The 23,519-nt window shown below is 70.4% G+C and carries 16 protein-coding genes; 8 read left to right on the top strand and 8 right to left on the bottom strand.

The features are described from left to right. Nucleotides 1-5: 5 nt before the first annotated feature. A complete protein-coding gene (locus NP80_RS08770; RefSeq protein WP_006408789.1) occupies nucleotides 6-1,205 on the bottom strand; it encodes a GNAT family N-acetyltransferase in 1,200 nt (399 codons plus the stop codon). A gap of 145 nt (nucleotides 1,206-1,350) precedes the next feature. Here NP80_RS08770 and pdxR point away from each other — a divergent pair, with 145 nt between their 5' ends. The 4 genes from pdxR (at nucleotide 1,351) to NP80_RS08750 (ending at nucleotide 8,665) form a co-directional block, all read left to right on the top strand. Further along, a complete protein-coding gene (gene pdxR, locus NP80_RS08765) occupies nucleotides 1,351-2,823 on the top strand; it encodes a MocR-like pyridoxine biosynthesis transcription factor PdxR (RefSeq protein ID WP_035945729.1) in 1,473 nt (490 codons plus the stop codon). A 248-nt stretch (nucleotides 2,824-3,071) separates the two neighbouring features. Next, entirely contained in the window at nucleotides 3,072-4,838 is a 1,767-nt protein-coding gene (locus NP80_RS08760; RefSeq protein WP_006403436.1) for an ATP-binding protein, read from the top strand. 255 nt (nucleotides 4,839-5,093) lie between these two features. Further along, a complete protein-coding gene (locus NP80_RS08755) occupies nucleotides 5,094-7,223 on the top strand; it encodes a trypsin-like peptidase domain-containing protein (RefSeq protein ID WP_045593369.1) in 2,130 nt (709 codons plus the stop codon). Between the two features lie 173 nt (nucleotides 7,224-7,396). Then, complete coding sequence (locus NP80_RS08750; protein ID WP_006409686.1) at nucleotides 7,397-8,665, top strand: MFS transporter; 1,269 nt, start codon at nucleotides 7,397-7,399, stop codon at nucleotides 8,663-8,665. A gap of 277 nt (nucleotides 8,666-8,942) precedes the next feature. Here NP80_RS08750 and NP80_RS08745 read toward each other — a convergent pair whose 3' ends face one another. From NP80_RS08745 to NP80_RS30730, 7 genes are all read right to left on the bottom strand, one after another. Then, on the bottom strand, nucleotides 8,943-9,641 hold the full coding sequence (locus NP80_RS08745) for a fumarylacetoacetate hydrolase family protein (protein WP_006403438.1): 699 nt from the start codon (nucleotides 9,639-9,641) through the stop codon (nucleotides 8,943-8,945). A gap of 414 nt (nucleotides 9,642-10,055) precedes the next feature. Continuing rightward, the gene (locus tag NP80_RS08740; protein WP_035945920.1) at nucleotides 10,056-10,979 is read right to left on the bottom strand and encodes a helix-turn-helix transcriptional regulator; all 924 of its coding nucleotides are present in this window, start codon (nucleotides 10,977-10,979) and stop codon (nucleotides 10,056-10,058) included. Nucleotides 10,980-11,060: 81 nt separating this feature from the next. After that, nucleotides 11,061-11,660, bottom strand: coding sequence for a uracil-DNA glycosylase family protein (locus NP80_RS08735; RefSeq protein ID WP_006409090.1), 600 nt, complete (start codon nucleotides 11,658-11,660; stop codon nucleotides 11,061-11,063). A gap of 154 nt (nucleotides 11,661-11,814) precedes the next feature. Beyond that, a complete protein-coding gene (locus NP80_RS08730; RefSeq protein WP_006409094.1) occupies nucleotides 11,815-12,858 on the bottom strand; it encodes a CmpA/NrtA family ABC transporter substrate-binding protein in 1,044 nt (347 codons plus the stop codon). Continuing rightward, nucleotides 12,855-13,460, bottom strand: coding sequence for an ANTAR domain-containing response regulator (locus tag NP80_RS08725; protein WP_006396953.1), 606 nt, complete (start codon nucleotides 13,458-13,460; stop codon nucleotides 12,855-12,857). Before NP80_RS08725 ends, NP80_RS08730 begins: the two co-directional genes overlap by 4 nt. 126 nt (nucleotides 13,461-13,586) lie before the next feature. Next, the gene (gene cobA / locus NP80_RS08720; RefSeq protein WP_006403441.1) at nucleotides 13,587-14,348 is read right to left on the bottom strand and encodes a uroporphyrinogen-III C-methyltransferase; all 762 of its coding nucleotides are present in this window, start codon (nucleotides 14,346-14,348) and stop codon (nucleotides 13,587-13,589) included. Further along, complete coding sequence (locus NP80_RS30730; protein ID WP_140401777.1) at nucleotides 14,345-14,647, bottom strand: hypothetical protein; 303 nt, start codon at nucleotides 14,645-14,647, stop codon at nucleotides 14,345-14,347. Before NP80_RS30730 ends, cobA begins: the two co-directional genes overlap by 4 nt. Nucleotides 14,648-14,993: 346 nt before the next feature. On the opposite strand from NP80_RS30730, the gene NP80_RS08710 reads away from it, so the two are divergent. Genes NP80_RS08710 through NP80_RS08695 form a run of 4 tightly spaced genes read left to right on the top strand, consistent with a single transcriptional unit; the run spans nucleotide 14,994 to nucleotide 23,519 of the window. Next, nucleotides 14,994-16,319, top strand: coding sequence for an MFS transporter (locus NP80_RS08710; protein WP_035945924.1), 1,326 nt, complete (start codon nucleotides 14,994-14,996; stop codon nucleotides 16,317-16,319). Between the two features lie 21 nt (nucleotides 16,320-16,340). Further along, nucleotides 16,341-18,914 (top strand): nitrite reductase large subunit NirB, encoded by a 2,574-nt coding sequence (gene nirB / locus NP80_RS08705; protein ID WP_006409092.1) that lies wholly within the window; start codon nucleotides 16,341-16,343, stop codon nucleotides 18,912-18,914. 32 nt (nucleotides 18,915-18,946) lie between these two features. Beyond that, nucleotides 18,947-19,291: a nitrite reductase small subunit NirD gene (gene nirD, locus NP80_RS08700; RefSeq protein ID WP_006403445.1), complete on the top strand. Its 345-nt coding sequence runs from the start codon at nucleotides 18,947-18,949 to the stop codon at nucleotides 19,289-19,291. Between the two features lie 16 nt (nucleotides 19,292-19,307). Next, entirely contained in the window at nucleotides 19,308-23,519 is a 4,212-nt protein-coding gene (locus NP80_RS08695; protein ID WP_045593362.1) for a bifunctional nitrate reductase/sulfite reductase flavoprotein subunit alpha, read from the top strand.

Here is a 23,519-nt window from a genome sequence, read left to right as displayed (position 1 = left end):
CGGGATTACTTCAGGTCCTTGCGGTACTGAATGAATCCCGCGTTGTTCGCGAGCCGGTCGTACAGCGCGCGTGCGGTGGTGTTCGTCTCGTGCGTGAGCCAGTACACGCGGCTCGCGCCGTCGCGGCGCGCGCGTTCGTACACGGCCTCGATCAGCGCGGCACCGGCGCCTTGTCCGCGTGCGTCGGGTGCGGTGAACAGGTCCTGCAGATAGCAATACGGCGCTTCGGTCCAGCACGACCGGTGGTAGATCGCATGCACGATGCCGATCAGCGCGCCGGACGCGTCGAACGCGCCGAGCACGAACATCGGCTCGTCCGGATCCATCAGCCGAGCCCACGTGGTCGCGAATACCGCATCGCCGAGCGCGGTCTCGTAGAACGCCTGATAAGCCTGCCACAGCGGACGCCATGCCGCTTCGTCGGCGGCGACGAGCGGCCGCACCGTGACGCGCGTCGCCTCGTTCGCGCGGCGCGCGGCATCGCGCGCGTTTGCCTGCGTGGCGCGGATCGCCGTCAGCGACTGGCGCTGGCTGCCTTGGGCGTCGAAATTGTCCGGCGACAGCCACGCGTCGAACGCGGCCGCGACGGCCGGCCATTCGCCGTCGACGATCGAATACCACGCGGTGTCGCGATTGCGGCCCTTGTAGACGATCGCCTGCCGGAACGTCCCTTCGTAGCGGAAGCCGAGCCGTACGGCCGCCTTGCGCGACGGCGCGTTCAGGTCGTCGCACTTCCACTCGTAGCGCCGGTAGCCGAGCGTGTCGAACGCATACTTCATCAGCAGGTACTGCGCTTCGGTCGACGCCGGCGTGCGCTTGAGCAGCGGCGAGAACGTCACCGAGCCGACCTCGATCACGCCGTTCGCCGGATCGATGCGCATCAGCGCGAGCGTGCCGACCGCGCGGTTCGTCGCGCGGTCGATCACCGTGTAGTGCAGCGGATCGGCGCTCGTCGCCGCGCCGCGTGCGTACTCGCGGTAGCTCGCTTCGTCGTCGTACGGGCCGTGCGCGAGATAGGTCCAGTCGCTGCCGTCCGGCGCTTGCGCATAGGCGGCGTACAGATCGGCGGCATGACGGTCGGCGTCGAGCGGTTCGAGACGGCAGTAGCGTCCCTCGAGCACGATGCGCTCCGGGCGCGGGCGCGCGGACCAGTCGGGAAGCGGTTGGCCGATGGGCTGTCGATAGGCGTTCGTCAGGGTGGGCAAGGTCGGTCTCGCGTCGGTTGGCGGCCGGCGACATGCCGGCGTGCAGACGATCGTAGTCGCGTCGAGGTACCATGAGAAGTGCCAGACGCCGCCGAATTTATGGTGCCACGCGCGTGGCGCCGACCGCTTGCCTTCGCCCGCTCCGATGACGACCGTTCCGCCTCTCGATTCCGTTTCGCCGATGCCGCTCGATGCGCCGCTGTCCCGCGCGCCGGGCGCGCCTTCGTTGCAGCGACAACTGCTGCAGCGCGTGCGCGGCGCGATTCTCGGCGGCGCGATGCCGGCCGGTACGCGTTTGCCGGGCACGCGCGCGCTCGCCGACCTGCTCGGCGTGTCGCGCAATACGACCGCGGCCGTGTACGAGCAGCTTGTCGCAGAGGGTTTTCTGCAGTCGGATCGTCGCGGCACGCGCGTGGTCGGGCTGTCGCGGCCGGCGGCGCCGCGCCGGCGAACGGCGCCGCCCGCGGTTGCGCAGCGCCTCGAGCGGATTCGCCCGAGCGTCGGCGACAGCGACGACACGCACGGCTTTCGGCCCGGCGTGCCGGCGCTGTCGCATTTCCCGATCGACGCGTGGCGGCACGCGATCGACCGCGCGCTGCGCCGCACGGGCCGCGACCTGCTCGCCTACGGCGATCCGCTCGGCGAACCCGCGCTGCGCGAATCGATCGCGCGCCATCTGGCGGTGACGCGCGGCGTGCGCTGCGATCCCGAGCAGATCGTGATCACCGAAGGCGCGCAGGGCGCAATCGCGCTGTGCGCGCAGCTGCTGACGAATCCCGGCGATACGGTGTGGGTCGAGGATCCCGGCTACCGCGGCGCGCGCACCGCGATGCAGACGGCCAACCTCGACGTCGTGCCGATGCCGGTCGACGCGGAAGGGCTGCGCGCGACCGAGGCGGACTGGCGCGAGCGGACGCCGCGCGTCGTCTATACGACGCCGTCGAACCAGTTCCCGACCGGCGCGGTGCTGTCGATTTCGCGGCGGCTTGCGCTGATCGATGCCGCACGCCGGCATCGCGCATGGATCGTCGAGGACGACTACGACAGTGAGTTCCGCCATACCGGCGAACCGATCGGCGCGATGTATGGACTGGCAGCCGATTCGCCGGTCGTCTATCTCGGCTCGTTCAGCAAGACGATGTTTCCGGCATTGCGCATCGGCTTCCTCGTGCTGCCCGACGCGCTGCTCGCCGCCGTGCGGCCGGCGCTGCCGGAGATGCTGCGCGGCGGCACGCGCCACGTGCAGATCGCGCTCGCCGATTTCGTCGAGACCGGCGAATACGGCCGGCATCTCGGCCGCATGCGCCGGCTCTATCGCGATCGGCGCCACGCGCTGCTCGCGGCGCTCGACGACAGCCTCAGCGTCGAACATCGCGTCGAAGGCGGCCCGTGCGGGCTGCATCTCGCGCTGCAACTGCCGGCGCGCTATCGCGACCGCGCGATCGTCGACGCGGCGCGGGCGCACGGCATCGGGCCGTTTGCGCTGTCCGCGTTTTCGATGCACGCGAAATCGTCGCGCAACGGGCTCGTGCTGGGCTTCGGCAATACGTCGGCCGATGCGTTCGCGCCGATGCTGCGCACGCTGTCCGCGATCGCGAAGCGGATCGGCGGCGCGTGACGCGCGTCGCGCGCGGAGCGAGATGCGTGCGTCCAGCCGGAGCGCCCGCGATGCGGTTACACGCTCGTCACGTCGGCCGCCTCTCCGCGGGCGGCGAAGATCGAACCGCGGAAGCGTCGCGGGAACGGTGCTTGCTGCACGCTGCAGCCCTTGTGCCGATGCGGCGGGACAGGCCGCCGGAGCGGCCGGCGGGCAACGGATCGACGTTGGGTCGTGCAAAAGTTTCCAGATCGCGTGAGCGTTACCGTATGAGCGAAATTTCTGTCGAGTCGGAGTTTGCACTGTCGGTGAGCGGCAGTCCGGAGTTGGGCGGCGGCGAGATGGCGCGTCGTGTCGCGACGTTCGACTGGAGCGACACGCCGCTTGGGCCGCGTTCGACGTGGCCGCCGAGCCTCGCCGCCGCGGTGCGGCTCGTGCTCGCGTCGCCGTCGCCGCTGGTGATCCTGTGGGGCCGCGAAGGCACGATGCTCTACAACGACGCCTATGCGTCGTTTGCCGGCGGGCGCCATCCGTTCCTGCTCGGCAAGCCGGTCGAGGTCGGCTGGCCGGAAGTCGCGTCGTTCAACCGGCACGTGGTCGACACCTGTCTGGCCGGCGGCACGCTGACCTATCGCGACAAGCAGCTCGTGCTGTATCGCCAGGGCCGCCCCGAGGACGTCTGGATGGACCTCGGCTACAGCCCCGTATTCGACGACGACGGGCAGCCGGCCGGCGTCATCGCGATCGTGTTCGAGACGACCGCCAAGGTCGTGGCGGAGGCGCGGCGCCACGAGGCCGAATACGCGCTGATGCAGCTCACGCAGACGCTCGAGCAGCGGGTCGCCGAAGAGGTTGCGGCCCGCGTCGCGATGGAGGCGCAACTGCGGCAGGCGCAAAAGCTCGAGGCGATCGGCAGCCTGACCGGCGGCGTCGCGCACGACTTCAATAATGTGCTGCAGGTGATCGCGGCGAACCTGCAGCTGATTCAGCTGTTGGCGCAGGGCAACGCGGAACTCGAACGGCGCGTCGCCGTCGCGAGCAATGCGGTGTCGCGCGGCGCGAAGCTCGCGTCGCAGCTGCTGGCGTTCGCGCGCCGGCAGCCGCTCGTGCCGACCGTGCTCAATCCGATGCGGCTCGTCGAAGCGATGGCCGAGATGCTGCGGCGTACGTTGCCGGCGTCGATCGAGCTGTCGATCGAGGATGCGTACGACGGCTGGCACATCTACGCGGACCCGAACGAGCTCGAAAGCGCGCTGCTGAATCTCGTGATCAATGCGCGCGACGCGATCGACGAGCGCGGCACGATCCGGATCGCCGTGGCCGCCGTCGATGCGTCGACCGACCGCCGCGCGGCGCAGGCGGGCGTTCCGGCCGGCGACTACGTGCGGCTGTCGGTCGCCGACGACGGTCACGGCATGCCCGAGCGCGTGAAGCTGCGCGCGTTCGAACCGTTTTTCACGACGAAGGCGGAAGGACAGGGCACCGGTCTCGGGCTCAGCATGGTGCACGGGTTCGTATCGCAGAGCGCCGGCTGCGTGCATATCAGCAGCGCCGAAGGAGAGGGTACGACCGTCGATCTCTACTTTCCGCGCTGTCTCGATACGGAGCGCGAACCCGACAAGCCCGCGAGCGCGCCGGCCACGCGCGGCGGCGAGACGATTCTCGTCGTCGAGGACAATTGCGACGTGCGGCTCGCGGCGATCGAGATGCTCGCACGGCTCGGCTACAAGGTGCTGTCCGCGCAGGACGGCGATGCGGCGCTGCGCCTGATCCAGAGCGGGCAGCGCTTCGATCTGCTGTTTACCGACGTCGTGATGCCGGGCGCCGTGCGCAGCAGCGAACTCGCGCGGATCGCGAGCGCGCCGCCGTACCGCGCCGGCGTGCTGTTCGCGTCCGGCTATACGCGCGACATCATCTTCCATGACGGCAAACTCGACGAAGGCGTCGCGTTGATCGGCAAGCCTTATGCGCTCGACGATCTCGCCCGCGCGGTACGCGACGCGCTCGATCGCCGCGCGACCGCATGGCCCGAATAAGTGCCGGTGCGTCATCTGCGCCTCGCGTCGTGGTCGTGCATCGTGCGCGGTGAATGTTCGGATTGACGAACCGCGGACTTTGTCCGGAACGAATGCCATTACGGTTTTGCGGCGCGACGCGGACCCGGCGTACGGGTTGCGTCCGGCTGCTCGACAGACGCGCGTGAGCTATAAATGGAGGCGTGTACCGGTGCTTGTCGGGTGTCTGCGCGTGTCGCGCAGCGCGTTGCCGCGACTGCCCGGGGGAGGTGCACCGTGGTTCGCCAGACGCTTGCCCGCGCCGTCCTTCGCGCCGCGCTGCCCGCGCTCGCGCTCGCCGTCGCCTCGCCGCCGCCGACCGGCCTCGCGGCGACGCTCGCACTGCCTGTCGACAACGGCGGCGGCTCGCCCGCGGCATCCGACGTCGCGTCGGACGGTTTTCCGGCGATCGTCGACCGCTACGGCGCGGCGGTCGTCACGATCCGCACGAGCGCGTTCGATCCGCAGACCGGCGAGCCGACGTTCGCAATTCTCGATCCCGACGATCCGCTCGCCGCATTCTTCCGACGCGGTGCGCCGCCGCGCGCGCAGGGCCCGCAGCCGCCGGCGCCCGATACGTCGCCGCGCGCGATTACCGGTAGCGGGTCCGGCTTCATCGTCAGCCCCGATGGCGCGATCCTCACGTCCGCCCACGTGATCGGGGACGCGACCGATGCGACGGTGCGGCTCGCCAATGGCCGCGAATTCCGCGCGACCGTGGTGGCGGTCGATCCGCAGAGCGACGTCGCGGTGCTGCGGATCGACGGCACGCGGCTGCCTTACGTGCCGATTGCCGAAGCGACACGCGTGCGTGCCGGCGAGCCCGTGATGACGATCGGCGCGTCGGACGGCGCGGGCAACACGGTCACGGCCGGCATCGTGAGCGCGACGCCGCGCCGGCTGCCGGACGGCAGCGCGTTCCCGTTCCTGCAGACCGACATCGCGGTGAATCCCGACAACTCCGGCGGCCCGGTGTTCGATCGCGCGGGCAACGTGGTCGGTATCGCGATGCAGGTCTATACGGGCGCGGATCGCTACGCGAGCCTCACGTTCGCGATCCCGATCGCGCTCAGCGCGAAGCTGCGTGCGCAACTGCAGCCGCCGGCGCAGGCGGCGCGCGGGTCGGGCGCCAATGCGCTCGGCCTCGACGTGCAGGACGTCGGCGCGGGGCTGGCGGCGGCGCTTGGGCTGCCTCGCGCCTCCGGTGCGCTCGTCGACGGCGTCGAGGCCGGTTCGCCTGCCGCGGTGGCGGGCGTGCGCGCGGGCGACGTAATCGTGCAGTTCGGCGATCGGCCGGTCGCGGGCGCGGCCGAGTTGAACGACCTCGCGACGACGCTGGCGCCGGGCGAGCAGGCGCCGATGCGGCTGATTCGCAATCGCGCGCCGGTCGTGCTGACGGTCGCGGTTAACGACGATCGAGGCGCGAATGCGGTCGGCACCGATGGTGTGACCGGTGTTGCCGGTGGGAGCGGTGGCGAGGACGAGAGCGGGGCGACGGGCTTGGGTGCGAATGGCTTGGGTATGGCCGGCTCGCGCACGGCCGGAGCGGGGACGGCCGGAGCTGGGACGGCCGGGGCAGCTGCGACCCATTTGCATGCGGCTGGTTCAGGCGCGGTCCGCGCAACTGGCGCCGGCCCGGATACGGCCGGATCACGCGTCGTTAGATCGAATGCTGATCTGGGGGCCGGCCAAAGTGCGGCCCGCTCGAGCGTGACGCGCCCAGGCGCGGCCGGCTCAGGGACGACCCGCGCGGTCGCCGCCGGCTCGGGCGCAGCCGGGGCCGGTTCAGCCGGCTCAAGTACGAGCCGCTCGGTTGCAGCCGGCTCACGCGCGGCTGGGGCAAGCGCCGCCAGCTCAAGTGCGACGCGGTCGGCCGCCGCTGGCGCGGCCGGCGTAGGGGCGGCCGGCCTGGGCTCCGCCGGCTCGGGCGCGACCGACGCCGGCGCGCCCGCGTTGCGCGCAGCCGGTACAGCGGGCACGGACGGCGAAGACGTCGTTCCCGCGGCAACCGCCGCGCGCGCGGCACCGGCCATGCAGACGGCCGCCGCGCCGGTCGGGACCGCGACCGTCACGCGTACCGCCGTGCGGCCGCCGCAGCACGGCGACCGCCTCGGGCTGACGATGCATCCGCTGACCGACGACGAACGGCGATCGACCGGCTTGCCCGTCGGCATGATGGTCGACGCGGTGCGCGGCCCGGCGGCGCGTGCGGGCATCGAGCCGGGCGACGTCGTGCTGGAGCTGAACGACACGCTGCTCGAATCGCCGGCCGACGTGCCGGCGCTCGAGGCGAACGGCGGCGACGTCATCGCGGTGCTGATCCAGCGCAACCACGCACGCCGGTTCGTGTCGGTGCGCATGCGATAGCGCGTTGACGGCGGTCGCCGCGCCTGTCTACCATCATCGCGTGCAGCGTCGCGCAGCGCCGATCCGGCCTGCGCGACCCGTTCGACTGCCGCTTCCCGCGCACGCACCCGCCGATCGCGGCTCTGTGTGCGCCGCATCCCCGTCTTCCCGATTCGATCGGGATTTTCTGGTGTTTGCGCACGGCCTCGCGCGCGTGCGCGGAGGGCATTCGCTTGCAATCGAATCCGTTCGGTCCGGCCACCGGCGCGCCCGCGCGCACGACGCTGATGCTGCTGTGTGCGTTCTCGGTGCTGCCGCTGAGTCTGTTCCTGCCGTCGCTGCCGGCCATCGCGCGCGACCTGCGTGCGGACTATGCGCTCGTCGGGCTCGCGATCGGCGGCTACGCGGCACTCGCCGCATCGCTCGAATTGCTGATGGGGCCGCTATCGGACCGCTTCGGGCGGCGCCCGATCGTGCTGACGAGCGTCGGCGTGTTCACGCTCGGCGCAATCGGCTGCGCGCTGGCGACCGACATCCGCACGTTTCTCGCGTGCCGGTTGATGCAGGCCGCGATCACGTCGGTGTATCCGGTCTCGATGGCGACGATCCGCGACGCCGCCGGCGGCAGCCGCGCGGCGAGCCGGATCGGTTATGCGGCGATGGCGGCCGCGTTCGCGCCGATGATCGGCCCGACGCTCGGCGGCGCGCTCGAACAGGCGGCCGGCTGGCGCGCGAACTTCTGGCTACTCGGCGCCGTCGGCGTCGCACTGTGCGCGTGGTGTATGTTCGATTTCGCCGAAACCCATACGAACCGGTCGCCGACGCTCGCCCACCAGTTCCGCGCGTATCCGGCGCTGCTCCGCGCGCGCCGCTTCTGGGCGTATGTGCTGTGCATGGCGTTTTCGACCGGTACGTTCTACGCGTTCCTCGCCGGCGCGCCGCTCGCGGCCCGCGCGGTGTTCGCGATCGCGCCGGCCGAACTCGGCGTCTGCATGGGGACGATCACGGCCGGTTTCGTATGCGGCAGCTTTCTTGCGGGCCGCGTCGCGCATCGCTATCCGCTCGCGACGACGATTCTGTATGGCCGCATCGTCGCGTGCGCGGGGCCACTGATCGCCCTGGCGCTCCAGGTCGGCGGCGCAACGCATGCGGCTGCGTGGTTCGGGCCGTGCGTGCTGGTCGGGCTCGGCAACGGGTTCACGAACCCCGGCGCGCATGCGGGCGCGCTGTCGGTGCGACCGGAGCTGTCCGGGAGCGCGTCCGGGCTTGCCGGCGCGATGACGATCGCGGGCGGCGCTGCGCTGTCGTCGTTGACGAGCGCGGTCGTGACGCCGCGTAATGCCGCCTATGCGCCGCTTGCAATGATGCTGCTGTCCGCGGCGGCGGCGCTGCTCGCCGCGTGCTGTGTGCGGTCGTTCGATGCGCGCGACGCGGCCGGCGCAGATGCGATCGCGGCGGAGTGACGCCGCTCGGCAGGTGACGACGCTTGCCGATTTCCGCGTGAGGCGCTTCAAGGGCGAAAGCCGCAGCCGCATGCGGTTGTTGCTTCGGCCTCGTCGCCCGCCGCGTGCCGTGCGCGCGTTCGATGTGCGCGACACAGCCAGCGCGAACGCAATCGCGCCGTACTTGAAACACGTCCGGAAGGGTGCCGCGGTATGCCCCGCAATCGGCTACGCACACGCCGCGGCAAGTTCATTGCGCACGCAACCGATTCACATCGGCAACGTGCGTGCACAGCGCTTAAGGCTTCACGCCGACCGTGAACTCGAATGTCGCGACGCCGTCGACGCCGCCCGTCACGCGATCGCCCGGCTGCAGCGCGCCGACGCCGGCCGGCGTGCCGGTGAAGATCAGGTCGCCGGCCTTCAGCTCGACCGAGCGCGACACGTAGGCGATCACGTCCGGGATGCCCCAGATCATGTCGGCGAGATCGCCTTGCTGGCGCGTGTCGCCGTTCACCGCAAGCCAGATTCGGCCGGTCGCCGGATGACCGATCGCCGATGCGGGGCGCAATGCAGTCACGGGGCCCGACGCGTCGAAGCCTTTCGCCCAGTCCCACGGACGGCTCAGCTTCTTCGCTTCGGCCTGCAGGTCGCGGCGCGTCAGGTCGACGCCGACGCCGTAGCCCCACACGTGCGACAGCGCGTTCGCGGGGTCGATCGACCGGCCGCCGGTGCCGATCGCGACGACCAGCTCGATTTCGTGATGCAGGTCCTGCGTCAGCGGCGGATACGGCACCGTGCCGCGCGCGGGCACGATCGCGTCGGCGGGCTTCATGAAGAAGAACGGCGGTTCGCGGTCGGGATCGGCGCCCATTTCGCGCGCGTGATCCGCATAGTTGCGGCCGACGCAGAATACGCGGCGCAGCGGAAAGCGCGCGGACGACTGATCGACTTCGACGGAAGGACGCTCGGGAGCGTCGATGACGGTTTCGGACATCGGATGGCCTCGTTCGACAGAAAGACGGACAGCGGCGCGCGCGACGCGCGGGCCGGCATGCCTGAACGATACCCGAGCCGCGCGCGGCCGGATGCGACGCATTTGCGGTTTACCGGGACAAAACTACGCGCGCGGGGCGGGGAGCGGAAACCAGGAAGTGGAAAGCGGGCGGTGAAAGGCGGAAAGCGAAAGGTGGAAAGCGAAAGGTGGAAAGCGAAAGGCGGAAAGCGCGAAAGCGGCAGGCCAATGGTGACCGGCGAGTGGCGACCCGCGAAAGGCGCAAGTCAGAAAATCAAAATCGCCGAACAGCACGCAACATGCGGCAACCGCACCGATCGCCCGCCCGCGGTCCGAGACGCGCCGTCCACTCGCCGACCGTCCCCATCAACCCCGCGCCGCTCACGCCTTTGCCGCTCACGCGTCGTCGTCAACCGGCAGCGCCGCGTTCGCATCGCGGTACGCCTTCGGCGACACCCCGACACGCGCGCGAAACCGCCGCGCGAAATAGCCTTCGTCGCGAAACCCGACCGAGCGCGCGATGTCGGCGATGCGTCGGCTCGTATGCGCGAGCAGCGACTGCGCGAGCGCGATCCGGCGCTCGGTCACGAGATCGGTAAACGTGCTGCCGGTTTCCTTGCGGATCAGATGCGCAAGGTAGTTCGGCGACAGGAACGCCGCTTCCGCGGTCGCCGCGAGCGTCAGATCCTCGCGCGTCAGGTTCGCGCGCACGTGGCGCAGCACGCGCGCGAGCGCATCGCGCCGGCCCGCGCGCTGTGCGCCGCGCTGCGCGAGCTTGTCGAGCGCACCGGCGTACTGCGTGCAGACGAGGCCGATCAGCTGCAGCAGGTAGCCGCGCAGCAGCGTCGTCGAGCCGAACGTGCGCGCGCGGTCCGCGTCGATCATGCACAGCGCGAGGCGGCGCGCCTCGTCGAACGTGTCGCCGGTCAGGATGAAATCGAGATGCTCCTGGAAGCGGAACGGCGTCAGTTCGGGAAAACGGTGCGCGGGCACGTCCTCGAGATCGAGCGGATCGACGTCGAGATCCGCGCGCAGGAACGCCTGACTGAAGTTGATCACGATGAAGTGCGCGCCTTCCGGATGCGGAATCAGATGCTCGCGATACGGCAGCACGAACGCGAGCGCGCCGCGCGGAAACGGCCGCGTGACGCCGCCGATCCGCTGCTCGGTGTCGCCGCCGAGATTGAACTGGATCTGGAAATACGCGTGCCGGTGCGGCTCGGTGATCGCCTGCCGCGACGCCTGATCGCGGATGTAGAAGTCGAGCCGGTCGCTGCGTTCGGGCATCCCGTACAGGCGCGGCGGGGCGTGGGAGGACATGACGGATTCTGCGGTTCGTGACGCTGTGGAGCCGCGATGGTACAGCGAACCGCGCGTGGCCGGAATCGGCGCGGCCCGCGCTCAGCCGGCGACGAGCGGCGCGACGCGCCGCCGCAGCTCCGGCACGACTTCGGCGTCGAACCACGGATGATGCTTGAACCACGCCTGATTGCGCGGCGAAGGATGGGGCAGCGGCAGTACGTCGGGACCGTAGTCGCGCCATGCGGCGACGGTATCGGTCAGCGTCGGCTTGCGCGTGTCGCGCAGGAAATGCCGCTGCGCGTACTGGCCGATCAGCAGCGTCAGCCGGATCGACGGCAGCTCGGCGAGCAGCCGCTCGAGCCACAGCGGCGCGCATTCGGCACGCGGCGGATTGTCGCCGCTCGCACCGCGGCCGGGATAGCAGAAGCCCATCGGCACGATCGCGAAGCGCGTGTCGTCGTAGAACGTGTCGGCGTCGACGCCGAGCCAGTCGCGCAGCCGCTTGCCGCTCGCGTCGTCCCATGGAATGCCGCTCGCATGGACCCGCGCGCCGGGCGCCTGGCCGACGATCAGAATGCGCGCATCGCGGTGCGCGCGCACGACGGGGCGCGGGCCGAGCGGCAGGTCGGCTTCGCATGCGCGGCAGGCGCGGATCTCGGTGAGCAGCACGTCGAGCGTTGTGCGCGATCGTTTCGGCATCGGTTCGGATCGGGGGACGGAGCGGGCGGTACGGCGTCGTCCCGAACGGCGGCGGCGCGTGCCAGCCGTGGCGGGCCTGCACTTGCGCAACGACGCGCGTGAGGCCGCGCCCCCATGCCGGCTTGCCGGCGCGCGGTGCAGCGCGTTCGGCCCATCACGCGCCGGTCGTGCCGCGTTCGGCGACCGCAGCATCATACAACGCGGTCTGCGCGATCGCCGCGGCGATGCCCGCGTCGTCGTGCGGCCCATCGAGCATGCCCCAGCGCCGGTATTGCGCGAGGAACCAGCGGCCGTCGCGCGGATCGGGCCGGTTGACCGCGCCGCCGTCGTGGAAGCGGATCGGCAACGGCGGCTGCGCGAACGGCCCCGCTCCGTAGTCGCCGAGCAGGCGCGGTGCGATCAGCCGGGCCGGCACGCCGAGCGCGTCCGGCGACGCGAGCCAGTCGGCCGCTTCGCGCCGGTGCGCGGCGCTGTCGAGCCATGCGCACGCGTCGACGAGCGTGCGGATCAGCGCGCGCGACGTCGCCGGATAGAGCGCGACGAAATCGCGCCGGCTCGCGAGCACCTTCTCCGGATGGTCGGGCCAGATCTCGCTGGTGACGGCGACCGTGCGGCCCGCGCCGCACGCATCGGCCACGGCATGCCAGGGCTCGCCGGCGCAAAAGCCGTCGAGTTCGCCGCCGGCGAGCGCGGCGACCATCTCGGGCGGTGGAATCACGACGCTGCGCACGTCGTGCAGCGGATCGACGTCGTGCGACGCGAGCCAGGCGTTCAGCCACATCGCGTGCGTGCCGGTCGGGAACGTCTGCGCGAGCAGCGGCTTGCGGCCGAGCGTCGCGAACGCGTCGCGCACGCTGCCGTGCGCGCGATAGGCGTCGGCGAGCGTGCGCGACAACGTGATGGCCTGACCGTTGCGGTTCAGCACCATCAGCGCGGCCATGTCGGCCTGCGGGCCGCCGATGCCGAGCTGCAGCCCGCACACGAGCCCGTACAGCGTATGCGCGGCGTCGAGCTCGCCGCTCAGCAGCTTGTCGCGCACGGCGGCCCACGACGGCTCGCGGCTCAGTTCGAGCGTGAGTCCGTACGCCGCGCCGAGCTTCAGGCGCTGCGCGACGATCAGCGGTGCCGCGTCGCTGAGCGCGACGAAGCCGATGCGGAGATGGCAGCGTTCGGGCGCTGCGGGGGGCGAAGTATTCATGACGAGGAAGACGAAGGTGACGCATCGAGCAGTTGGCGCGCGACGTCGACGATGCGCAGCCCCTGATCCATCGCGCGCTTGCGCAGCGTCGCGTATGCGTCGTGCTCGGACAGCCTGCGCTGATCCATCAGCAGGCGCTTCGCGCGGTCGATCAGCTTGCGCTCCGCGAGCTCGCGCTCGACGTCGGCGAGCCGGCGACGCAGCGCATCGTCGTGCGAGAAGCGCGCGAGCGCGACTTCGAGGATCGGCGCGAGCCGCTCGGCCGACAGCCCTTCGACGAGATACGCGCTGACGCCCGCGCCCACGGCCGCGCGGATCAGCGCCTGATCCGCGTCGTGACTGAACATCACGACCGGACGCGGCGCGGTCGCGTGCATCACCGCGAGCTGTTCGAGCGTGTCGCGCGACGGCGAATCGGTATCGATGATCACGACGTCGGGACGCTGCTCCTCCACGGCGGCGGGCAGACGCGCGGGCGTCGCGACGTCGGCGAGCATGTCGTAGCCGCGCTGCGCGAGCGCGGTGCGCAGTTCGCCGATCGGTTTGTCGGTGTCGGTAACGAGCAGCACGCGCAAGCGGCCGGACAGAACGGGCGAGCTCATTGCACGAACGGGAACGGTTGCGGATCGATGGCGGACGGAATCGGACACGCGACGACGTATCGGCGTCGCGTGCCGCAGCCAGCCCGCACGCGGGATTCGACGAGAGGCGGGATGACGCCGCGCATGCTACGCGGCCCGCGACAGGGCGGCGGCACGATCGGCATCGAGCGCGAGCGCGCCCGCTTCGCCGATCGCCGCGCCGACGAGAATCACGGCGGGGCTGCCGAGCCCTGCCGCTTCGACGCCGTCGGCCAGCGCGCCGAGCGTGCCGATCCAGCGCCGTTCGGCAGGCGTGCCGGCCCACTGCACGGCTGCGGCGGGCGTCGACGCGGGCAATGCGGCGAGCAGCCCGGCGGCGATGCGCTCGATGCGGCTCATTCCCATATAGATCGCGAGCGTCGTGCCGGTCGCCGCGAGTTGCGCCCAGTCGGGCTCGCCGTGATCCTGCCGATGCGCGGTCACGAACGTGACGCCCTGGCAATGCTCGCGGTGCGTCAGCGACACGCCAAGGCTCGCGGCGGCCGCGAAGCCCGAGGAGATGCCGTTCACGATCTCGACCGGAATCGCGGCGGCGCGCAGCGTCGCGAGTTCTTCGCCGGCGCGGCCGAACAGCAATGCATCGCCGCCTTTCACGCGCACGACGTGCGCGCCGCGCAGCGCGTAGCGGCGCATCAGCCGCTCGATGAATGCCTGCGGCGTCGAGCGGCAGCCGCCGCGTTTGCCCACGCGCACGACGCGTGCATGCGGCGCGAGTTCGACGATGCGCGCGTCGACGAGATCGTCGAGCAGCAGCACGTCGGCGGCCGCCAGCGCTTTCACGGCCTTCAGCGTGAGGAGATCGAGATCGCCGGGCCCGGCGCCCAGCAGCGTGACTTTTCCAGTCGTCATGTCGTATTCCATCGCCGCCCGGGCGGGCGGTCGTTTAACGCGGTCATTGCGGCAGCGTCGGCAGCCGATATGACGGCCGCACCCGGCGATGCCGCGCACGCAACGGACGCCGTTGTCCCGATTTGCCCGTCCGCATCGACGGGCCGCTCGTTCCGACACTGCACATCGGCGTCGTTGCCGATGTCCGCTTTCGATTCAGCAATATCCGGGCCAACCGGTATCGCGCGCATCGCGATGCGTGGCGCAATCGCGCGGTGCGCGTGCAGGGCCGCGCGATGCGAGCCGACGCGATGCCGCATCGACGTGCATCGTTGGCGGCTGCCGCGCACCGCGATGTCGCACGGCTTCAGTGCTGCATCGCACCACATCTGTGCCTCGCTGCGTCGGCGTGCGTCGTCAGCAGGGGCGCCGCGCGCATGGTCCGATGCCGCGCGCGCCTTGCGCGGCGGGCGTTGCGGCGCGCTGGCCGCGTCATTGGCACGGCGCTTGCGTAACAGCGTCCGGGCGGATCAACGGCGATCCGGCTCGCAGTACCGAATACCGACGCGCCCGGCAACGGGCTTCATGGGCAACGGCGTCCTACGCACCGGCTCTCGACTAACGAGACCGTGTGCGCAGGACGCCGTTTTTCGTTTGGCGGATGACATGACCGACAAAGCTACCCGTATCGATCTCTTCAGCCTCCGCACCGCGCCGATGCGCGCGTTCCATCTGACGTGGATGGCGTTCTTCGTCTGCTTCTTCGCGTGGTTCGCGTGCGCGCCGTTGATGCCGCTGATCGCACGTGAATTCCATCTGAGCGCCGCACAGGTCGCGAACATCAACATCGCCGCCGTCGCCGCGACCATTGCGGTGCGGCTGCTGGTCGGCCCGCTGTGCGACCGCTTCGGTCCGCGCCGCGTCTACGTCGGCCTGCTCGTGCTCGGCGCGATTCCGGTGTTCGCGGTGTCGTTCACGCACGACTACCTGTCGTTCCTGATCTGCCGGCTCGGGATCGGCGCGATCGGCGCGGGCTTCGTGATCACGCAGTACCACACGTCGGTGATGTTCGCGCCGAACGTCGTCGGCACCGCGAATGCGACCACGGCCGGCTGGGGCAACGCGGGCGCCGGCGCGACGCAGGCGCTGATGCCGCTGCTCGTCGCGGCCGGCCTGATGCTCGGCCTCGGCGACGATTCGGCATGGCGCGCCGCGCTCGTCGTGCCCGGCATCGCGATGCTCGCGATGGCATGGGCGTACTGGCGCTATGCGCAGGACTGCCCGCAAGGCGACTTCATCGCGCTGCGCAAAGCGGGCGTGACGATCGACAGCGGCAAGAAGGGCGGCTGGGCGAGCTTCTTTACCGCGTGCGCGAACTATCGCGTGTGGATGCTGTTCGTCACGTACGGCGCGTGCTTCGGCGTCGAAGTGTTCATCCACAACATCGCCGCGCTCTACTACGTCGATCACTTCCATCTGTCGCTGAAGGATGCGGGCCTCGCGGCCGGCCTGTTCGGGCTGCTCGCGCTGTTTGCGCGCGCACTCGGCGGCTGGCTGTCGGACAAGGTCGCCGCGCGCCGCAGCCTCGACGTGCGTGCGACGCTGCTCTGCGCGCTGATCGTCGGCGAAGGACTCGGGCTGATCTGGTTCTCGCACGCCCAGAGCGTCGGCATCGCGCTCGTCGCGATGCTGACCTTCGGCCTGTTCACGCACATGGCGTGCGGCGCGACCTATGCGCTCGTGCCGTTCATCGACCGCAAGGCGCTCGGCGGCGTCGCCGGGATCGTCGGTGCGGGCGGCAACGTGGGCGCGGTCGCCGCGAGCTTCCTGCTGAAGGGCGTCGGCGACGTGCAGCACGCGCTGAGCCTGCTCGGACTCGCCGTCACGGCAACTGCGCTGTGCGCGATGGCCGTGCGCTTTAGCGAAGAACACAAGGCGCGCGAGGCCGAGCTGCGCGACCGCGCACTCGCTGCCGCGAACGCCGCGAACTGATCGACCGAAGGAAACGCCATCATGAAACTCATCGTCATCGGCCACGGGATGGTCGGCCACAAGCTCCTCGAATGCGTCGCCGCCGAAACCGCGGCGGTGCAGGCGACCGTGCTCGCCGAGGAGCCGCGTCCGGCTTACGATCGCGTGCATCTGTCCGAGTTCTTCGCGGGCAAATCGGCGGACGACCTCTCGCTCGTCGAGCCCGGCTTCTTCGCGCGCCATCCGCAGTTCGACCTGCGGCTCAATGCGCGCGTCGTGTCGATCGACCGCGCCGCGCACACGGTCACGCTCGCGTCGGGCGACACGCTCGCGTACGACAAGCTCGTGCTCGCGACAGGTTCGCGCCCGTTCGTGCCACCGGTGCCCGGCCACGATCGCGCGGACTGTTTCGTGTACCGGACGATCGAGGATCTCGAAGCGATGCAGGCGTGCGGCGCGCGCGCGAAGCGCGGCGTCGTGGTCGGCGGCGGTTTGCTCGGCCTCGAATGCGCGAAGGCGCTGCGCGACATGGGGCTCGATACGCACGTCGTCGAATTCGCGCCGCGGCTGATGGCCGTGCAGGTCGACGACGGCGGCGGCCGCATGCTGCGCGCGAAGATCGAGGCGCTCGGCGTGACGGTCCATACCGGCAAGAACACGCTCGAGATCGTCGACGGCGAGGAGGGTACGCATCGCATGGTGTTCGCGGACGGCACGCATCTCGATACCGACATGATCGTGTTCTCGGCCGGCATCCGTGCACGCGACGAACTGGCGCGCGCCTGCGGGCTCGAGATCGGCCCGCGCGGCGGCGTCGCGATCGACGACGCGTGCCGTACGAGCGATGCCGACATCTACGCGATCGGCGAATGCGCGGCGTGGAACGGCACCGTGTACGGGCTCGTCGCGCCCGGCTACGACATGGCGCGCGTGGTCGCGAAGCAGCTCGCGGGCCGCACCGGCGAAACCGCCGTGTTTGCGGGCGCCGACATGAGCACGAAGCTGAAGCTGATGGGCGTCGACGTCGCGAGCATCGGCGACGCGCACGGCACGACGGCCGGCAGCCGCACCTATCTGTACGCGGACGAGCGTCGGCAGATCTACAAGAAGCTCGTCGTGTCCGACTGCGGCAAGTTCCTGCACGGCGCCGTCATGGTGGGCGACGCGACCGAATACGGCACGCTGCTGCAGATGATGCTGAACCGCATCGAGCTGCCCGAGCAGCCCGAATTCCTGATCCTGCCGTCGTCGGACGGCGCGGCGAAACCTGCGCTCGGCGTCGACGCGCTGCCCGCGGGCGCGCAGATCTGCTCGTGCAACAACGTGTCGAAGTCGCAGATCTGCGCGGCAGTGAACGACGGCGCGACGAGTCTCGGCGCGCTGAAGTCGTGCACGGGCGCCGGCACGTCGTGCGGCGGCTGCGTGCCGCTCGTCACGCAGATCATGAAGGCCGAGATGAAGAAGCAAGGGCTCGCCGTCAACAACCATCTGTGCGAGCACTTTGCGTATTCGCGGCAGGAGTTGTTCCATCTGGTGCGCGTCGAGCGGATCCGGACCTTCGACGATCTGCTCGCGAAGCACGGCCGCGGGCTCGGCTGCGACGTCTGCAAGCCAGCGATCGCAGGCATTCTCGCGTCGTGCTTCAACGAATTCGTGCTGAAGAAGGAGCATGCGGGGCTGCAGGATTCGAACGACTACTACCTCGCGAACATCCAGCGCGACGGCACGTATTCGGTCGTGCCGCGCATGCCGGGCGGCGAGGTCACGCCCGAAGGGCTGATCGCCGTCGGGCAGGTCGCGAAGAAGTACGGGCTGTACACGAAGATCACCGGCGGCCAGCGCGTGGACCTGTTCGGCGCGCGCGTCGAGCAGCTGCCGTCGATCTGGGAAGAGCTGATCGCGGCCGGCTTCGAATCCGGGCATGCGTACGGCAAGGCCGTGCGCACCGTGAAGTCGTGCGTCGGCTCGACGTGGTGCCGCTACGGCGTCGACGATTCGGTCGGGCTCGCGATCGACATCGAGAACCGCTACAAGGGCTTGCGCGCGCCGCACAAGATCAAGTTCGGCGTGTCGGGCTGCACGCGCGAATGCGCGGAAGCGCAGGGCAAGGACGTCGGCATCATCGCGACCGAGAAGGGCTGGAACCTGTACGTCTGCGGCAACGGCGGGATGAAGCCGCGGCATGCGGAGCTGCTCGCCGCCGATCTCGATCGCGACACGCTGATCCGCTATATCGACCGCTTCCTGATGTTCTACGTGCGCACCGCCGACCGGCTGCAGCGCACGAGCGTGTGGCGCGACAACCTCGAAGGCGGCCTCGACTACCTGATCGACGTCGTCGTGCACGACCGGCTCGGCATCGCGGCCGAACTCGAGGCCGACATGCAGCACGTCGTCGACACGTACGAGTGCGAGTGGAAGAAGGCCGTCAACGATCCCGACACGCGCCGCCGCTTCCGCCATTTCGTCAACAGCGATGCGCCGGACACGACCATCGCGTTCGTCGAAACGCGCGGCCAGATCCGGCCCGCCACGCCCGAGGAACGCGTCGGCGGCAAACGCGTCGCGATCCCGGTCGTCGCGGCGGAGCGGGTTGCCGAATCCGAAACCGTCTGATCCGTGCCACTGTCATCTTCAAGGAGAGTCCGATGAACGATCGTCTTCCGCTGTCCTGGACGCGCGTCTGCGCACTCGACGACATCGTGCCGAACACCGGCGTCTGCGCACTCGTCAACGGCGAACAGGTCGCCGTCTTCCACGTCGCGCACGGCGACGGCGGCGTGTACGCGATCGACAACGTCGATCCGGTCTCGCGCGCGGCCGTGATGTCGCGCGGGCTGATCGGCAGCCTCGGCGAGCGCGTGGTGGTCGCCTCGCCGCTGTACAAGCACCACTTCGACCTGCGCACCGGCGAGTGCGTCGAAGCGCCCGAGCAGTCGGTCAACGCGTATCCGTCGCGCGTCGAGGACGGCTACGTGTGGGTCGCGGCCTGACCATCGCGGAGCGCGCATGACCGCCACCAGCGTGAAGAGCGTATGCCCGTACTGCGGCGTCGGCTGCGGGATGGTGCTGCACGTCGAGGACGGCGAGGTCGTCAAGGTCTCGGGCGACCCCGATCATCCGGCCAACTTCGGGCGGCTTTGCACGAAGGGCTCGTCGGCGCACGTCCCGCTACGCCGCTCCGGGCGGCTCGACCGCGCATTCGTGCGGCGTGCGCGCGACGAAGATCACGTGCCGCTGCCGGTGCGCGACGCGATCGCGGAGACCGCGCGCCGCCTGCGCGCGGTGCTCGACACGCACGGCCCGGACGCGCTGTCGTTCTACGTATCCGGGCAGCTGTCGATCGAGGCGCAGTACCTCGTGAACAAGCTCGCGAAGGGCTTCGTGCGCACCAACAACATCGAGTCGAATTCGCGGCTCTGCATGGCGAGCGCGAGCACCGGCTACAAGCAGTCGCTCGGCGCGGACGGCCCGCCGGGCTCGTACCAGGACTTCGATCGCGCGAACCTGTTCTTCGTGATCGGCGCGAACATGGCCGACTGTCATCCGATCCTGTTCCTGCGCATGATGGATCGCGTGAAGGCCGGCGCGAAGCTGATCGTCGTCGATCCGCGCCGCACGGGCACCGCCGACAAGGCCGATCTGTTCCTGCAGATCCGGCCCGGCACCGATCTCGCGCTGATGAACGGGCTGCTCCATCTGCTGCACGCGAACGGCCGCATCGATCGCGCGTTCATCGGCGAATTCACCGAAGGCTGGGACGCGATGCCCGCGTTTCTCGCGGACTACACGCCCGAGCGCGTCGCCGCGATCACGGGCCTCGCGGAAGCCGACATCCGCACGGCCGCGCAGTGGATCGGCGACGCGCCCGAGTGGACGAGCTGCTGGACGATGGGGCTCAACCAGAGCACGCATGGCGTCTGGAACACGAACGCGATCTGCAATCTGCATCTCGCGACAGGCCGCATCTGCCGGCCCGGCAGCGGCCCGTTCTCGCTGACGGGCCAGCCCAACGCGATGGGCGGCCGCGAGATGGGCTACATGGGGCCCGGGCTGCCGGGCCAGCGTTCGACGCTGTCGGAAGCGGACCGCCGGTTCGTCGAGGATCTATGGCGCGTGCCGCACGGCACGCTGCGCGCGGAGGCGGGCGGCGGCACCGTCGACCTGTTCGCGCGGATGCAGGCCGGCGACGTGAAGGCGTGCTGGATCATCGGCACCAACCCGGTCGCGACCGTGCCGAATCGCCAGAACGTGATCGCCGCGCTGCAGGCCGCCGAGCTCGTGATCGCGCAGGATGCGTTTCTCGATACCGAAACGAACCGCTACGCGGACATCCTGCTGCCCGGTGCGCTGTGGGCCGAGGGCGACGGCGTGATGGTGAACTCGGAACGCAACATGACGCTGATGCGGCAGGCGGTCGCGCCGCCCGGCGATGCGCTGCCCGACTGGCGGATCGTCGCCGAGGTCGCGCGCGCGATGGGCTTCGAGGACGCGTTCGACTACGCGTCGGCGGCCGACGTGTTCGACGAGATCGTGCGCTTTTCGAATCCGGCGACCGGCTACGACCTGCGCGGCGCGAGCCACGCGGTGCTGCGCGAAGGGCCCGTGCAATGGCCCGTCGCGCCCGGCACGGCGCGCGAGCGCCATCCGCTGCGCTATCTGAACGACGGCGTGAGTCAGACGCTGCGCACCGCACACGCGGCCGAAGGCGAGGGCGATGCCGCGCGCGCGCCGCGTCTCGCGTTTCCGACACCGTCCGGCAAGGCGCGCTTTTTCGCGCGGCCGCACGTCGCGCCGGCCGAACTGCCCGACGATACGTTCCCGATCGTGCTGAACACCGGCCGGCTGCAGCACCAGTGGCACACGATGACGAAGACCGGCAAGGTCGCGATGCTGAACAAGCTCAATGCGCGGCCGTTCGTCGAGCTGCACCCCGACGACGCGCGTGCGCTCGGCGTGCGTGCGAAGGACGGTGTCGAAATTCGTTCGGCGCGCGGGCGCGCGGTGCTGCCGGCCGTCGTGACCGAGCGCGTCCAGCGCGGCCAGTGCTTCGCGCCGATGCACTGGAACGACGTGTACGGCGACGACCTCTGCATCAACGCGGTTACGCACGACGCGATCGACGCCGAATCGCAGCAGCCGGAACTGAAATACTGCGCGGTCGCGCTGCGCCGCGTCGACACCGGCGCGTTCGCGGCCGAGCCCGAGGCGATGCAACGGGCCGACGCCGACGAGGTCGGCAGCGCGCCGGCGACGCCGCCGGTGCCGGCCGCCGCTACCCAGGAATTCGACATGGCAGACATCGATGCATTCGCGGCCGCGCTCGGCGTGGCCGATTTCGCGCCGCCGCCGTTGACCGACGCGGAGCGGTCGTACGTGGCCGGCCTCGTCAGCGGGCTGAAGGCGAGCGCGGGCCGCCGCGAAGGCGGCGTGCCGGTGCTGCCCGCGCTGGCGCCGCTCGCGCCGCCCGTGCGCTACTGGCTCGACGGCATGCTGGCGGGGCTGTTCAGCCGCGCGACGCCGTCCGATGCGGCCGACGCCGCGCCGCGCGCCCGGCCGGCGGACGCCTCCGCGCCCGCGCCGGGCGGCGTGCGGATCGTGCGCACGCGGCCCAAGGTCGTGCTGCTGTGGGCATCGCAGACCGGCAACATCGAGTCGCTGACCGAGGATTACGCGACGCAGCTGATGAACGCCGGCTTCGAGATCCGCACCGCGTGCATGGCCGACTATCCGGTCGCGTCGCTCGCGAGCGCGCAATACGTGCTGCTGATGACGAGCACGTTCGGCGACGGCGACCCGCCCGACAACGGCCGCGAGTTCTGGGACGCGCTCGCCGGCGACGCGGCGCCGCGCGTCGACGGCGTGCATTTCGCGGTGCTCGCGTTCGGCGACCGCAACTACGACCAGTTCTGCGGCCACGGGCGCCGGCTCGATGCGCGGCTCGCGGAGCTCGGCGCGACGCGGCTCTGCGCGCGCGTCGACTGCGACGTCGAGTTTCAGCGCGACGCCGACCAGTGGCTCGAACGCGTGGTCGCTCGGATCAAGGACACCGACGCCGCGCTGCACGCGGTGCCGGCCGGCGCCGACAACGCAGCGGGGCTGCTGCCGACCAAGGCGCATCCGGCGCCGTCGAAGCTCGTCGCGAACCTGCGGCTGAACCGTCCGGGCGCCGCGAAGGATACGCGCTACGTGTCGCTGTCGACGGACGGCGCGAACCTCGAATACGAAACCGGCGACGCGCTCGGCGTGTGGCCGACCAACTGCCCCGAACTGGTCGACGAGTTGCTGGCCGTCACGGCGCTGAAGGCCGATACGCCGGTGTCGGTGCCGGGCGTCGGCGACACGCGCCTCGGCGACGCGCTCGCGCGCCACTTCGACATCACGCGCCCGCATCCGGACACGCTCGCGTTCATTGCGTCGCGCAGCGCAAACGGCGCACTGAAGACGCTGCTGCGCGACGACCGCAAGGCCGAGCTGAAGCAGTGGCTGTGGGGGCAGCAGCTCGCGGACGTGCTGCACGAGTTTCCGGTCGAGCTGTCGGGCGCGGAGCTGGTCGGCATGCTGAAGCGGCTGCAGCCGCGGCTTTACTCGATCGCGTCGAGCCCGAGCGCGCATCCGGGCGAGATTCATCTGACGGTGTCGGCCGTCCGCTATCACAACGGGCGGCGCGCACGCAAAGGCGTCGCCTCGACGTTTCTCGCCGATCGCGCGGAAGACGGCCGCGTGCCGGTGTTCGTGCAGAAGTCCGCGCACTTCCGGCCGCCGGTGAACGGCGACGTGCCGATCGTGATGGTCGGCCCCGGCACCGGCATCGCGCCGTTCCGCGGCTTTCTGCACGAGCGGCAGGCGTGCGGCGCACGCGGACGCAACTGGCTGTTCTTCGGCGAGCAGCATGCGCAGACCGACTTCTACTATCGCGACGAACTGACCGCGATGCGCGACAGCGGCTTCCTGACGCGGCTCGATCTCGCGTTCTCGCGCGATCAGGCCGACAAGATCTACGTGCAGGACCGGATGCGCGAGCACGGCGCCGAGCTGTTCGCCTGGCTCGAGGAGGGCGCGCACTTCTACGTGTGCGGCGACGCCGCGCGGATGGCGAAGGACGTCGACGCGGCGCTGAAGGCGGTCGTCGCCGAGCACGGCGGGATGTCCGAGGAGGCCGCGAACGACTACGTCGCGCGGCTCGCGAAGGCGCGGCGCTACGTGCGCGACGTGTACTGA

Origin of the sequence: Burkholderia multivorans ATCC BAA-247 (assembly GCF_000959525.1) — a bacterium.
Classification (GTDB): Bacteria; Pseudomonadota; Gammaproteobacteria; order Burkholderiales; family Burkholderiaceae; genus Burkholderia; species Burkholderia multivorans.
The sequence above is the reverse complement of the archived record's forward strand: the minus strand, read 5'-3'. Positions and strand labels throughout refer to the sequence as shown.